This window comes from Streptomyces sp. WAC05374 (assembly GCF_004353505.1).
GTDB lineage: Bacteria > Actinomycetota > Actinomycetes > Streptomycetales > Streptomycetaceae > Streptomyces.
This window is the reverse complement of sequence record NZ_SMNQ01000020.1, coordinates 20,318-34,162: the sequence shown is the minus strand read 5'-3', so window position 1 is coordinate 34,162 and position 13,845 is coordinate 20,318. Positions and strand designations below refer to the sequence as shown.

Annotated in this window: 9 protein-coding genes and 1 pseudogene; 3 read left to right on the top strand and 7 right to left on the bottom strand. The window is 73.5% G+C overall.

The window, feature by feature from the left end:
- The first annotated feature begins 78 nt into the window (after nt 1–78).
- On the top strand, nt 79–621 hold the full coding sequence (locus E2B92_RS27555; protein ID WP_126884259.1) for an RNA 2'-phosphotransferase: 543 nt from the start codon (nt 79–81) through the stop codon (nt 619–621).
- 2 nt (nt 622–623) lie between these two features.
- Here the strand turns inward: E2B92_RS27555 and E2B92_RS27550 are convergent, their stop codons facing one another.
- Entirely contained in the window at nt 624–1,514 is an 891-nt protein-coding gene (locus E2B92_RS27550) for an LLM class flavin-dependent oxidoreductase (protein WP_126884260.1), read from the bottom strand.
- 87 nt (nt 1,515–1,601) lie between these two features.
- Here E2B92_RS27550 and E2B92_RS27545 point away from each other — a divergent pair, with 87 nt between their 5' ends.
- Entirely contained in the window at nt 1,602–2,471 is an 870-nt protein-coding gene (locus E2B92_RS27545; RefSeq protein WP_126884261.1) for a Cof-type HAD-IIB family hydrolase, read from the top strand.
- Here the strand turns inward: E2B92_RS27545 and E2B92_RS33080 are convergent.
- The 5 genes and pseudogenes from E2B92_RS33080 to E2B92_RS27520 all read right to left on the bottom strand — a co-directional run.
- Nucleotides 2,465–2,887 (bottom strand): annotated as a pseudogene (locus tag E2B92_RS33080) (M23 family metallopeptidase); the annotation flags it as partial. The gene E2B92_RS27545 and the pseudogene E2B92_RS33080 sit on opposite strands and share 7 nt — an antisense overlap.
- 1,045 nt (nt 2,888–3,932) lie before the next feature.
- Complete coding sequence (locus tag E2B92_RS27535; RefSeq protein WP_126884263.1) at nt 3,933–5,657, bottom strand: GAF domain-containing sensor histidine kinase; 1,725 nt, start codon at nt 5,655–5,657, stop codon at nt 3,933–3,935.
- A gap of 39 nt (nt 5,658–5,696) precedes the next feature.
- Nucleotides 5,697–9,419, bottom strand: coding sequence for a thiol reductant ABC exporter subunit CydD (gene cydD / locus E2B92_RS27530; RefSeq protein WP_133087731.1), 3,723 nt, complete (start codon nt 9,417–9,419; stop codon nt 5,697–5,699).
- Between the two features lie 22 nt (nt 9,420–9,441).
- Nucleotides 9,442–10,443 (bottom strand): cytochrome d ubiquinol oxidase subunit II, encoded by a 1,002-nt coding sequence (cydB, locus tag E2B92_RS27525; protein ID WP_126888000.1) that lies wholly within the window; start codon nt 10,441–10,443, stop codon nt 9,442–9,444.
- A gap of 16 nt (nt 10,444–10,459) precedes the next feature.
- On the bottom strand, nt 10,460–11,986 hold the full coding sequence (locus E2B92_RS27520) for a cytochrome ubiquinol oxidase subunit I (RefSeq protein ID WP_126887999.1): 1,527 nt from the start codon (nt 11,984–11,986) through the stop codon (nt 10,460–10,462).
- Nucleotides 11,987–12,184: 198 nt separating this feature from the next.
- On the opposite strand from E2B92_RS27520, the gene E2B92_RS27515 reads away from it, so the two are divergent.
- On the top strand, nt 12,185–12,553 hold the full coding sequence (locus E2B92_RS27515; RefSeq protein WP_126887998.1) for a cyclophilin-like fold protein: 369 nt from the start codon (nt 12,185–12,187) through the stop codon (nt 12,551–12,553).
- A gap of 165 nt (nt 12,554–12,718) precedes the next feature.
- Here E2B92_RS27515 and hisC read toward each other — a convergent pair whose 3' ends face one another.
- Nucleotides 12,719–13,801: a histidinol-phosphate transaminase gene (hisC, locus tag E2B92_RS27510; protein WP_126887997.1), complete on the bottom strand. Its 1,083-nt coding sequence runs from the start codon at nt 13,799–13,801 to the stop codon at nt 12,719–12,721.
- Nucleotides 13,802–13,845: the final 44 nt, after the last annotated feature.

Sequence of the window (13,845 nt, the reverse complement as noted above, 5' to 3'; positions counted from 1 at the left end):
CCCGAGTTGTTTGTGGATCAAACCTGGTCAGCGTAATTTCTGTGGCAAGCCGGGCGTGATGCCTGACACCCTCTCGGCATGGATGAACGACGCACCGTGCGGGTGTCGAAGTACCTGTCGAAGCACCTGCGCCACCAGCCCGAGCGGATCGGACTGGCCCTCGACCCGAACGGCTGGGTCGCGATCGACGACCTGCTGCGCGCCGCCGCCGACCACGGCGTCCGGATCAGCCGCGCCGAACTGGAGCACGTCGTCGCCGTCAACGACAAAAGGCGCTTCACGATCGACGGCGACCGCATCCGCGCCAACCAGGGCCACACCGTCGACGTCGACCTCGGCCTGCCACCCGCCGTCCCGCCCGCGTATCTGTACCACGGCACCGTCGCGAGCAATCTGCCCGCGATCCGCGCCGAGGGCCTGCGGCCCATGGCCCGCCACCACGTCCACCTGTCACCCGACCGCGAGACCGCGACCCGCGTCGGCGCCCGGCGCGGCCGTCCCGTCGTGCTGTCCGTGGACGCCGCCGCCATGCACCGCGACGGCCATGTCTTCCACGTCAGCGCCAACGGGGTGTGGCTCACCGACGCCGTACCGCCCGCCTACCTCCGCTTCCCCGGCTGAGCTCAGCGGAGCTGCGCCAGGGCCTCCGTCGCGATCCGCTCGAACACCTTCTCGTCCGCCGCGAACACCGAGTCCGCGATCGGCGCGTGGATCACGATCTCGGTGAAGCCCAGCTCGAAATGGCGGCCCGCGAAGTCGACGAAGGCGTCGAAGGACTCCAGCGGCCGGTCCGGCGTGAACCCGGTCAGCATGATCTTGTCCAGCTCCGCCGCGTCCCGGCCGGCGTCCGCGCACGCCTTGCCGAGCTTGTCGAGCTGCCCCAGCAGCGCCTCGCGCGACTCCTCCGGCGTGCCGGACGCGAACAGCTTCGGGTCCCCGGTCGTCACCCAGGCCTGCCCGTGCCGCGCCGCCAGCCTCATCCCGCGCGGCCCCGTGGCGGCCACGGCGAACGGCAGCCGCGGCCGCTGCACGCACCCGGGGATGTTGCGCGCCTCGTCCGCCGCGTAGAACCTGCCCTCGTACGTCACCGACTCCTCCGTCAGCAGCCGGTCCAGCAGCGGCACGAACTCCGCCAGCCGGTCCGCCCGCTCGCGCGGCGTCCACGCCTCCTGGCCCAGCGCCGTCGCGTCGAAGCCGTTGCCCCCCGCGCCGATGCCCAGCGTGAACCGGCCGCCGGAGATGTCGTCCAGCGAGATCAGCTCCTTGGCGAGCGTGACCGGATGCCGGAAGTTCGGCGAGGTCACCAGCGTGCCCAGCCGTATCCGCCCGGTCGCCGCGGCCGCCGCCGTCAGCGTCGGGATCGCGCCGAACCACGGTCCGTCCCGGAAGCTCCGCCACGACAGGTGGTCATACGTGTACGCGGCGTGGAAACCGAGCCGCTCGGCGCGCAGCCACGCGTCACGGCCGCCGTCGTGCCAGCGGCGGGAAGGGAGGATCACCGTGCTCAAACGCATGGAACGAGCCTACGGCGCCCCACCGACAACCCCGCACCGGCTCAGATGTGCAGTACTCCGCACGCCCGTGCACCCCCGTACGGGACAATGGGAGGCGTGACCTCAGCGATCTCTCCCCGCCCACGGCCCCTGGCACATCGACGTCCCCGGCTGATCGCCACCGACCTGGACGGAACGCTTCTGCGTGACGACAAGTCGGTGTCGGACCGGACGGTCTCCGCCCTCGCCGCCGCCGAGGAGGCCGGCATCGAGGTCTTCTTCGTCACCGGCCGCCCCGCCCGCTGGATGGGCGTCGTCAGCGACCACGTCCAGGGACACGGCCTGGCCATCTGCGCCAACGGCGCCGCCGTCGTCGACCTGCACTCCGGCGGCAAGCTGCTGGAGGTACGGCCGCTGGACCGGGAGACCGCCCTCGACGTCGTACGGACCCTGCGCAGGGAGGCACCCGGCACGGCGTTCGCGGTCGAGCTCACCACCGGCTTCCACTACGAGCCGGACTACCCGCCCTTCTGGCTCGACCCGTCCGCCACCGTCGCACCCGCCGAGAAGCTCCTGCACGAGGACGAACCCGGCTCCGGCGCGCCCGTGCTCAAGCTGCTCGCCCAGCACCCCGGGCTGACGCCCGACGGCTTCCTCGCCCTGGCCCGCACCGCGGCCGGTGACCGCGCGAGCATCACCCGCTCCAGCCCCAGCGCGCTGCTGGAGATCAGCGGCCTGGGGGTCTCCAAGGCGAGCACGCTGGCCCTGTGCTGCGCCGAGCGCGGCATCTCCGCCGACGAGGTCGTCGCGTTCGGGGACATGCCGAACGACATCGAGATGCTGTCCTGGGCGGGCCGGTCCTACGCGATGGGCAACGCCCACCCCGACGTGGTGGCCGCCGCGTCCGGCCGTACCGTCGCCAACAACGACGACGGCGTCGCACGCGTCATCGAGGACATCCTCGGCACGCCTCAGTGACCGGACGGGCTCAGCCGGACCCCGTGCTCGCCCAGCCAGCGCACCGGGTCCACGGCCGAGCCCATGTACGGCGTGATCCGCACCTCGAAGTGGAGGTGCGGTCCCGTCGAGTTGCCGGTGTTCCCGGACCGCCCGATCGGCTGCCCGGCCACCACCGGCTGCCCCGGTGACACACCGGGCACGGCGAGGTGCGCGTACTGCGAGTACCAGCCTCCGGAGTGGCGCACCACCACCTCGATCCCGAACGCCCCGCCGCAGTTCACCGACTGCACCCGGCCCGCCCCGATGGACCGCACCGGCGTCCCCACGGCCACCGCGAAGTCCTGCCCCGTGTGCCGTCGCGCCCAGTGCGCGCCCCGCCGGTGGAACCCGGCGGACAGCGCGTACCCCTCCACCGGCGCGACCCACCCGCGCGCACCCGCCGGGCCCCCCCCCCCCCGGGCGCCCCCCCCCCCCCCGCCCCCCGCCCCCCCCCCCCCCCCCCCCCCCCCCGGCCCCCCCCGAGGCACCCCACCGGCGCCCCCCCGCCCCCCGCGAAGCCCTCCCCCGTGCGCCGCCGCGCCCGGTGCGCGCCCCGCCGGTGGAACCCGGCGGACAGCGCGTACCCCTCCACCGGCGCGACCCACCCGCGCGCACCGGCCGGTCCCCCGCCCGCCGGGGCGCCACCCGCCCACGCGCCACCCGCCCCACCGGCCCCACCACCCCCGCGAGCCGCACCACTCGCCGACGCACCACTCGCCGACGCGCCGCCCGCCGACGCACCACCCGCCCAGGCCGTGCCGCCGCACCGGCCGGCGGCCACCCGCCGGTCCGCCTCCGCCTGCAACCGCCCTTGGGCCCGCTCCAGCCGCGCCTCGACGCCCCGCCGGATCGCGGCCAGGCGCTTCCCGCGCACGTCCAGGTCGCGCCAGGCCACGCGGGCGTCGCCCTCGGCCCGCGCGAGGCGCCGCTCCGCCGCCCTGGTGCGCTCCATGAGACGGTTCACCGCCCGGTCCGCCTGCCGGGCGAGCCGTTCGGCCAGCATCGCCTCGTCGGGGTCGTCGGCCATCAGCAGCCGGGCCGTGAGGCCCAGTGAGCCGCCGGCCCGGTACTGGGCGCGGGCCACCTCGCCCATCCGGTCGTTCAGCACCGCCAGCTCGCGCCGCTTCAGGACCAGCTCCCGCTGGAGCCGGCCGGCCACGGCACGCTGAGCGGCGGCCGCGCGCCGGCCCCGCTCGTACGCCTCGGTGGCCCGCGCGGCCTCGTCGTACAGCCGCGCGACCTCCGTGGCCGCCCCGCCGGGCCCGTCGGCGGCGGCCGCCGGGAGGGGGAGCAGGGCGAGGAGTACGGCCAGCGCCACGAGCACCATCCTGGGATGGTGGCGCCGGGCGCGGCCGATGTCCGGCACCGAAGCGGTGTCGTACCGCCGACCGGCCCATTGCCGTTGGGCCGGCCGGCTCATGGCGCCACCCGGACGAGTGCCTACAGTGGCGCCTCCCACACCACCGTCGTACCGCCGCCGTCCTCGCCGATGCCGGGCCCGCACCAGCTCGCCCCGCCCAGCGACTCCGCCCTCCGGGCGAGGTTGCGCAGCCCGCTGCGCCGCCCGCCCTCGGGCAGGCCCACCCCGTCGTCGGCGACCGTCAGCCGCACGCCCTCCGCGCCGCCGGGCATCCTGACCGTGGCGTCCACGGCGACCTCGATCCGGTGGGCGCGGGCGTGCCGGAAGGCGTTGGACAGCGCCTCGCGCAGCGCCGCCACGAGGTTCTTGCCGGTCAGTTCGCCGACCGCCGTGTCGACGGGGCCGGTGAAGCGGTGCGAGGGGGTGAAGCCCAGCGGTACGGCCGCCGTGTTGATCTCCCGCAGGACACGGATGCGCAGGCCCGAGGGTGCCTCGGCCGGGGACTGCTGGAGCGCGAAGACGGCGGTGCGGATCTCCTGGACGGTCACGTCCAGTTCCGCGACGGCCCGCTCCACACCGGCCCGGACGGCGGGCTCCGGCGAGCCGCGCCGGGCGTCCTCCAGCATCACCCCGGTGGCGAACAGCCGCTCGATGACCAGGTCGTGCAGGTCACGCGCGATACGGTCCCGGTCCTCGTAGACCGCGAGGCGCTCGCGGTCGCGCTGTGCCTCCGCCATCATCAGCGCCAGCGCGGCCTGGGACGCGAACCGGCTGGCGAGGGAGCGTTCCGCCCCGGTGAAGGGCCGGGCGCCCGGCGCGCGCAGGACGGCGAGGGCGCCCAGGACACGGCCGCCGCTGCGGAGCGGGAGCATCATGCTGGGCCCGTACAGCCGCGCCAGGCGGGTGATCATGCGGGGGTCGGTCGCCGTGTCGGCCATGAACACCGCTTCCCCGGCCAGCAGCCGCTCGGCCACCGGGTTCTCCGGCGGGACGACGACGCCCAGCGCGGAGGCCGGGTCGTCGGCGCGTACGGCGACGACCTCCAGTCCGCCGCTGCCGTCGGAGGCGGGCAGCAGCACGGCCCCGGCGCTCGCGTCGGCGAGCCCGCGGGCCTGCTCGGCGACCACCGACAGGGCCTCGTCGGCGTCCTGGCCGGACAGCAGCGCGGTGGTGACGGCCACCGAGCCGTCGATCCACCGCTCACGCCGGCGGGCGGCCTCGTAGAGGCGGGCGTTGCCGATGGCGATCCCCGCCTCGGTGGCGAGCACGCGCACCAGGTGCAGGTCGTCCTCGGTGAACGCGGCCCCGCCGCGCTTGTCCGTCAGGTAGAGGTTGCCGAAGACCTCGCCCCGGACGCGGACGGGTACGCCGAGAAAGGTGCGCATCGGGGGGTGGCCGGGCGGGAATCCGGCGGCGCGCGGGTCGGCCGTCAGGTCGGTGAGGCGCAGGGCCTCCGGATCGTGGATGAGCGCCCCGAGCAGCCCGGCGTGGCCGTCGGGGCGGCGGCCGATCCGCCGTGCGGCCTCGTCGGAGGTCCCGTACGTCACGAACTCCGCCAGACCTTCGCCCTCCTCGTCGACGACGCCGATGGCGGCGTAGCGGGCACCGGCGACCTCGGCGGCGGTCTCGCAGATCCGGTCGAGCGTGGAGCGGAGCTCCAGCCCGGTGCCGATGGAGCGCATGGCCTCCAGCAGTCGCGGGACGCGGGCGGCCGGCTCGTCCGGCGGCCCCTGGAGGCCGCCGGACTCCTGTGCCGCCGCCTGCTCCTGTTCGCTCCGGTTCTCCGGTCGCTCGGGCGCGGTCATGCCCGTGAGCGTAATGAGTCGAGCAGCGCGCTTTGTCCGCTATGACGGGAGAGTCGGCCCCGCCGATCCCTCCAGCAGCAGATCGGCCGCCCTCTCCCGCTCCAGCATGCGGCGCAGCGGGCCGTCGGCGGTGGCGAGTTCGGCGTACGGGCCGCGCTGCACCGTACGCCCGCCGTCCAGGACGACGACCTCGTCGACCGCGTCGAGGCCGCGCAGCCGGTGCGTGATCAGCACGGTCGTCCGGCCCTCCGTCACCCGCAGCAGGTCGTCGGTGAGCGCGTCCGCCGTGGCCAGGTCCAAGTGCTCGGCCGGCTCGTCCAGGACGAGCACGGGGAAGTCGGCCAGCAGCGCGCGGGCGAGGGCCAGGCGCTGGCGCTGGCCGCCGGAGAGCTGGGCGCCGTGCTCGCCGACGAGCGTGTCGAGCCCCTCGGGCAGCCCGTCGACCCAGTCCAGCAGCCGCGCCCGGTCCAGCGCCGCGCGCAGTTCGCCGTCGCTCGCACCCGGCCGGGCCAGGCGCAGGTTCTCCTTGACGGAGCTGTCGAAGGTGTGGGCGTCCTGGGCGCACAGCCCGACCAGGCGGCGCACGTCGTCGCCGTCGAGCGCGGCCGCGTCCACCCCGCCGATCCGGTACGCGCCCTCGCGGGCGTCCAGGAACCGCAGCAGCACCTGCGCGAGCGTCGTCTTGCCGGAGCCGGACGCCCCGACGACGGCGACCCTCCGGCCGGCCTCCAGCCGCAGGTCGAACGCCGCGAGGGCGTCCCGGTGCTGGCCCGTGTACCGGGCGGTGAGTCCGCGCAGCTCCAGCGGGAAGGCGCTGTCCGGCGCGGCCTGCGGCTCGTCCGGTTCGTGTACGGGGACGGGGGCGTCGAGCACCTCGTACACCCGTTCCGCGCTCCTCCGGACGCGCTGGCGGTACTGCACGGCCAGGGGGAGACCGGTGACCGCCTCGAACGCGGCGAGCGGGGTCAGGACGACGACGGCCAGCTCCACGCCGTCGAGCCGCCCGTCGCGGACCCCCTGCACGCCGACCAGCGCGGCCGCCGCCACGGTCAGCCCGGTGACCAGCGCGGACAGCCCGCCGCCCAGGGCGGTGGCGGTGGCCTGGCGGCCGGCGATCCGGGTGAGCGCGCCGTCCGCCTCGCGGGCCCGGTCGATACGCCGGGCGAGGGCGCCCGCCACGGTCAGCTCGGCGCAACCGCGCAGCAGGTCCACCACCCGGGCGGCGAGCACACCGCGCGCGGGGGCCAGGCGCTGCTCGGCGCGGCGCGCGACGACGCCGCTGACCAGTGGCACGGCCACGCCCGCGACCAGCAGCCCGACCGCCAGGACCGCCCCCGCCTCGGGCAGCAGCCAGGCGGTGAACCCGACGGCCCCGGCGCCCACCACGGCGGCGCTCCCCACGGGCAGCAGCCACCGCAGCCAGTAGTCCTGGAGGGCGTCCACGTCGGAGACGAGCCGTGACAACAGGTCGCCCCGGCGCACCGTGCGCAGCCCGGCCGGTGCGATCCGCTCCAGCCGGCCGTAGACGGCGACGCGCAGTTCGGCGAGCGTCCGCAGCACGGCGTCGTGCGACACGAGCCGCTCGGCGTACCGGAACACCGCCCGCCCGATGCCGAAGGCCCGGGTGGCCGTCACCGCCACCATCAGGTACAGCACGGGCGGCTGTTCGGAGGCCCGCGAGATCAGCCACCCGGACACGGCCATGAGCCCCACGGCCGACCCCAGGGCGAGGCTGCCCAGCAGCAGCGCCAGGGCGAGCCGCCCACGCAGCCCGGCGGCCGTCGCCCGCACCCGCGCGAGCACCCCGCCGTCCCGGCCCACGCCCGGGGCCGCCCCGCCGTCCCGGCCGGAACCCGGGGCCGCCCCGCCACCACGTCCCCCGCCCGGGGCCACCCCGCCATCACGGCCCAAGCCCAGAGCCGCCCCGCCGTCACGGCCGGGCCCGGCGAGCGCTCCACCATCCCCGCCGGGGTCGGCCACGGCGCCGCCACCACGACCCGGCGCGGGGCCGGCGGTGGCCGTCTCCGGTGCGGCCGGGTGCCCGCCCACGAGTCCGAACGCCGCGTCGAGCGCCTCCAGTCCGCGCGGCGCCCCGGAGCCGGCGGTGGCCGCCCCACCCGAGGGGGTTCCCCGCAGCGTCACCACGCGGTCCGCCACCGCCAGCAGCGCCGGGCGGTGGACGACCAGGAGCACCGTGCGGCCCTCGGCGAGGCGGCGCACCGCGTCCACCACGGCCGCCTCGGTCTCCCCGTCGAGCGCCGCCGTCGGCTCGTCCAGCAGCAGCAGCGGCCGGTCGGCCAGGAACGCCCGTGCCAGGGCCAGCCGTTGCCGCTGGCCCGCCGACAGCCCGGCGCCGTCCTCGCCGAGCACCGTCGCGGCGCCGTCGGGCAGCGCCGCCACGAAGCCGGCCGCGCCCGCGTCCCGCAGGGCCCGCGCGACCGCCTCGTCGTCCGCGTCCGGACGGGCGAGGCGCACGTTGTCCGCGATGGTCCCGGCGAACAGGTAGGGCCGTTGAGGGACCCACGCGATCCGCTCCCGCCACCGCTCCAGGTCGAGCGTCGCCAGGTCGGCGCCCCCGACCCGTACCCGCCCGCCGTCGTCCTCCGGCTCGACGAAGCCCAGCACCACGTCGAGCAGCGTCGACTTGCCGGCCCCGCTCGGGCCGACCAGGGCGACCGTCTCGCCCGGCTCCACCACCAGCGACGCGCGGTCCAGTGACGGCTCGGCGCGCCCGGCGTGCCGTACGGTCACGTTCTCCAGCTCGAGCCGTACGGTCCCGGGCACCGGAGCGCCGCCGCCCTCGCGGACCGGCGTCCGCAGAACGGCGAAGATCTCCTCCGCGGCCGACAGCCCTTCCGCCGCCGCGTGGTACTGCGCACCGACCTGCCGCAGCGGCAGGTACGCCTCGGGCGCCAGGATCAGGATGACCAGGCCCGTGTACAGGTCCAGTTCCCCGTGGACCAGCCGCATGCCCACGCCGACCGCGACCAGCGCGACCGACAGCGTGGACAGCAGCTCCAGTGCGAACGACGACAGGAACGCGATCCTCAGCGTCCGCAGCGTCGCCTGCCGGTACTCGGAGGTGATCGCCCGGATCGATCCGGCCTGTGCCTTGGCCCGGCCGAACACCTTGAGCGTCGGCAGCCCCGCCACCACGTCCAGGAAGTGTCCGGACAGCCGGGACAGCAACTTCCACTGCCGGTCCATCCGGGACTGGGTGGCCCAGCCGATGAGGACCATGAAGACGGGGATCAGCGGGAGGGTCCCGACGATGATCGCCGCCGACACCCAGTCCTCGGTGACGATCCGCGCCAGGACCGCCACCGGCACCACCACCGCCAGCCCGAGCTGCGGCAGATACCGCGAGAAGTAGTCGTCGAGCGCGTCCACCCCTCGGGTGGCCAGCGCCACCAGCGAGCCGGCCTTCTGCCCGCTGAGCCACCCCGGCCCCAGCTCGGCCGCCCGAGCCAGCAGGCGCCTGCGCAGCTCCGACTTGACCGCGGCGCTCGCCCGGTGGGCTGCCAGCTCGGTCAGCCAGGACACGAGCCCGCGCCCGGCCGCCACGACCGCCAGCAGCAGCAACGGCGTCCCCAGGTCCTGAACGCCCAGCCCCCGCTGGAAGGCGCCCACCACCACCTCGGCGATGAGCATGGCCTGGGCGACGACCAGCGCCGCCCCGAGGACGCCCAGGACCACCACCGCCGCCAGGAACAGACGGGTGGCCCGGGCGTATCGGAGCAGACGCGGGTCGATCGGTTTCACGTGAAACATCCCCTGCCGGTGACTAGTGGGCGTCGGCGATGTGCTGGGTGCCGATGCGCTTGCGGAACACCCAGTACGTCCAGCCCTGGTACAGCATCACCAGCGGCGCGGCGACGGCCGCACACCAGGACATGATCTTCAGCGTGTACGGGCTGGAGGCCGAGTTCGTGACGGTCAGGCTCCAGGCCGGGTCCAGCGAGGACGGCATGACGTTCGGGAAGAGCGTCAGGAAGAGCATCGCCACCGCGGCCGCGATCGTGACACCCGACAGCGCGAACGACCATCCCTCACGCCCCGCCTTGATCGCGCCGACCGCCAGGACCAGCGCCGCCGCGGCGATCACCATCGCGACCAGGCTGGAGCCGTCACCGCGCGAGACCTGGGTCCACCCGAGAAATCCGACGGCCAGCACCACGGCCACCAGCCCCAGCGTGAGCGCCAGCTTCCGGGCCCGCACCCGGATGTCCCCGACCGTCTTCAGCGCGGTGAACACCGCCCCGTGGAAGGTGAACAGCGTCAGCGTGACCAGGCCGCCCAGCAGGGCGAACGGGTTGAACAGGTCGACCAGCGTGCCCACGTACTCCTTGGAGGCGTCGATCTTCACGCCCCGCACGATGTTGCCGAAGGCGACACCCCACAGGAACGCGGGGATCAGCGAGGTCCAGAAGATCGCCTGCTCCCAGTTGTGCTGCCACTTCTCCTCCGGGCGCTTGGCCCGGTACTCGAAGGCGACGCCCCGCACGATCAGGCAGACCAGGATGGCGAGCAGCGGCAGGTAGAAGCCGGAGAAGAGCGTGGCGTACCAGTCCGGGAAGGCGGCGAAGGTCGCCCCTCCGGCCGTGAGCAGCCACACCTCGTTGCCGTCCCAGACCGGACCGATCGTGTTGATCAGCACGCGCTTCTCCACCCGGTTGCGGGCGAGCAACTTGGTCAGGACGCCGACGCCGAAGTCGAAGCCCTCCAAGAAGAAGTAGCCGGTCCACAGGAAGGCGATGACGACGAACCAGATGTCGTGAAGTTCCATGACTCAGTTCCAGTCCTCAGTACGAAAAGGCCATGGGCCGGTCGACTTCACGCTCGGGGTTGTCCGGGTCCCGGTCGTGGCCGCCGATCCTGGTGGGCGGGTTGAGGTCGGCCTCCGTCAGCTCGGGCGGGCCGGCCTTCACGTACTTCACGAGCAGCTTGACCTCGATCACGGCGAGCACCGCGTAGAGCGCCGTGAAGACGACCATCGATGTGATCACCTCGGCCTGCGAGACCCCCGGCGAGACCGCGTCACGGGTGCGCAGGACCCCGTACACCACCCAGGGCTGGCGGCCCATCTCCGTGAAGATCCAGCCCCAGGAGTTGGCGATCAGCGGGAAGGCCAGCGTCCACAGGGCGACGAGCCAGTAGAGCCTGCCCAGCTTGGGGCTGAGCGGCTTCTTGAACAGCACGAGGTTGGGCACCTCGTCGTCCCCCACCCGCAGCCGGGCGGGCAGCAGGAACCGCTTCCGGGTCAGCCAGAGCCCGAGGATGCCCAGCGAGAAGGACGCCATGCCGAAGCCGATCATCCACCGGAACCCCCAGTACGCCACGGGGATGTTGGGCCGGTAGTCACCGGGGCCGTACTTCTCCTGAAGGGCCTTGTTGGTGTCGTTGATGCCCGGCACATACGACTCGAAGTCGCTGTGCGCGAGGAAGGAGAGCAGGCCGGGTATCTCGATCGCGACCTTGTTGTGCCCCTTGTCGACGTCGCCCACGGCGAAGATCGAGAAGGGCGCGGGCTTCTCGCCCTCCCACAGCGCCTCGGCCGCGGCCATCTTCATCGGCTGCTGCTCGTACATGACCTTGCCGAGGAAGTCACCGCTGATCGCGGTGAACATGCCGCCGACCACCACGGTCACCAGGCCCAGCCGGAGCGAGGTCTTCATCACCGGGACGTGCTTCTTGCGCATCAGGTGGAAGGCCGCGATGCCGACCATGAACGCGCCACCGGTCAGGAAGGCCGCGGACATGGTGTGGAAGACCTGGGTCAGCGTGGTGTTCTGCGTGAGCACCAGCCAGAAGTCGGTGAGCTCGGCGCGCCCGGTCTTTTCATTGATCTTGTACCCGACCGGGTGCTGCATCCAGGAGTTCGCGGCCAGGATGAAATACGCCGACAGGATGGTGCCGATCGACACCATCCATATGCACGCCAGGTGGATCTTCTTCGGCAGCTTGTCCCAGCCGAAGATCCACAGACCGATGAAGGTCGACTCGAAGAAGAACGCGATCAGCGCCTCGAACGCGAGTGGCGCGCCGAAGACGTCACCGACGAACCGCGAGTAGTCGGACCAGTTCATGCCGAACTGGAACTCCTGCACGATGCCGGTGACCACACCCATCGCGATGTTGATGAGGAACAGCTTCCCCCAGAACTTCGTCGCCCTGAGGTACTTCTCCTTCTCGGTCCGCACCCATGCCGTCTGGAGACCGGCGGTGAGCGCGGCGAGAGAGATCGTCAGGGGAACGAAGAGGAAGTGATAGACGGTCGTGATGCCGAACTGCCACCGCGCCAGCGTCTCTGGCGCCAGAGCCAGGTCCACGTCAGCTTCTCCTTACGGCCTACGTCCTACGGTCCGGACGTCCTTGCGTCGCCTCGCCGATTCCGGTGGATCTTGGGAGGAACCAGGCGCGCTTGTGAATGCGTTCACAATCACAAGCTATTATGACTCACACGGAATCCGTAGCCCAGACCGGGGGTCCCCTTCCGCAAAACTTCAACATCTTGTTGAATTTCGCGCATGCAGATACGTATCTCCTGGCCCGCCGGCCATGTCACCGCGACCATCGACGAAACCCCCACGAGCAAGGCGCTCGCAGGGGTTCTCCCGATCTCGTCCACGGCCCACACCTGGGGCGAGGAGGTCTACTTCGAGACGCCCGCCTCCCCCGCCCTGGAGCCCGACGCCCAGCAGGTGGTCGAGCCCGGCACGGTCGCCTTCTGGACCGAGGGCGACGCGCTCGCCCTCCCGTACGGCCCGACCCCCATCTCGCGCGGCGACGAATGCCGGCTGGCGAGCCCGTGCAACGTCCTCGGCCGCATCGACGGCGACCCGCGCGCCCTGGCCACGGTCCGCTCCGGCGACCCGATCCGCGTGGAGCTCGCCTGACGCGTACCCGCCGGGGCCGGGCGCCCCGGCGCGGCACGACCCCCGGCGCGGCACGACCCCCGGCGCGGCACGCCTCACGCGTACCCGCCGGGGCGTGGCGCGGGCCGGGCGACAGCGCCCGGCAGGGGCGGGGCGCTCCGGGGCGTGGCGCCGGCGCGGCAGCGCCTAGAACCGCTCCTTGCGGAACGCCTCGGCGGCCCGCAGGAAGATGTCGTTCGCCTCGCTCTCGCCGATCGTGACCCGCACGCCCTCGCCCGGGAAGCCGCGCACGACCACGCCCGCCTGCTCGCAGGCCGCCGCGAAGTCCACCGTCAGCTCACCCAGCCGCAGCCACACGAAGTTGGCCTGCGTCTCCGGCACCGTCCACCCCTGGCCGACGAGGCCCTCGTACACGCGGTTGCGCTCGCACACCAGCGAGCCCACGCGCCCCAGCAGCTCGTCCTCCGCCCGCAGGGAGGCCACCGCCGCGTCCTGGGCGAGCTGGCTCACGCCGAACGGAACGGCGGTCTTGCGCAGCGCGGCCGCCACCGGCTCGTGCGCGACCGCGAATCCGACCCGCAGACCCGCCAGTCCGTACGCCTTGGAGAAGGTACGCAGCACGGCCACATTGGGGCGCTCGCGGTAGATCTCCACCCCGTCCGGCACCTCGACGTCCCGGATGAACTCCCGGTACGCCTCGTCCAGCACGACCAGCACGTCCGACGGCACCCGGTCCAGGAACCGCTCCAGCTCGGCGCGGCGCACCACCGTGCCGGTCGGGTTGTTGGGGTTGCAGACGAAAATCAGCCGGGTCCTGTCGGTGATCGCGTCGGCCATCGCGTCCAGGTCGTGGACGTCGCCGGAGGTGAGCGGCACCTGCACCGGCGTCGCGCCGCTGACCTGGGTGATGATCGGGTACGCCTCGAAGGACCGCCACGCGTAGATGACCTCGTCGCCGGGGCCGGAAGTCGCCTGGACGAGCTGCTGGGCCACGCCCACCGACCCGGTCCCGGTGGCCAGGTGCGACACCGGCACACCGAAGCGCTCGGCGAGCTCGTTCATGAGGCCCGTGCACGCCATGTCCGGGTAGCGGTTGAAGGCGGAGGCCGCCTCCATCGCGCTCTCCATGACGCCGGGCAGCGGCGGGTAGGGGTTCTCGTTGGAGGAGAGCTTGTACGCGACCGGTCCCTCGGCCGCGGCGGGCTTGCCCGGCTTGTAGGTGGGGATGCCGTCCAGCACGGCGCGCAGCTTCGGGCTCGTCTCGCTCACTCTGGTCCTCCTCGACCGTACGTACCACCAATACTGCTCACCAT

Coding starts and splice junctions, on each gene's coding strand:
- E2B92_RS27555 (WP_126884259.1), top strand. CDS start 79: ATGGATGAACGACGCACCGTGCGGGTGTCGAAGTACCTGTCGAAGCAC.
- E2B92_RS27550 (WP_126884260.1), bottom strand. CDS start 1,514: ATGCGTTTGAGCACGGTGATCCTCCCTTCCCGCCGCTGGCACGACGGC.
- E2B92_RS27545 (WP_126884261.1), top strand. CDS start 1,602: ATGGGAGGCGTGACCTCAGCGATCTCTCCCCGCCCACGGCCCCTGGCA.
- E2B92_RS27535 (WP_126884263.1), bottom strand. CDS start 5,657: ATGACCGCGCCCGAGCGACCGGAGAACCGGAGCGAACAGGAGCAGGCG.
- cydB (WP_126888000.1), bottom strand. CDS start 10,443: ATGGAACTTCACGACATCTGGTTCGTCGTCATCGCCTTCCTGTGGACC.
- E2B92_RS27515 (WP_126887998.1), top strand. CDS start 12,185: ATGCAGATACGTATCTCCTGGCCCGCCGGCCATGTCACCGCGACCATC.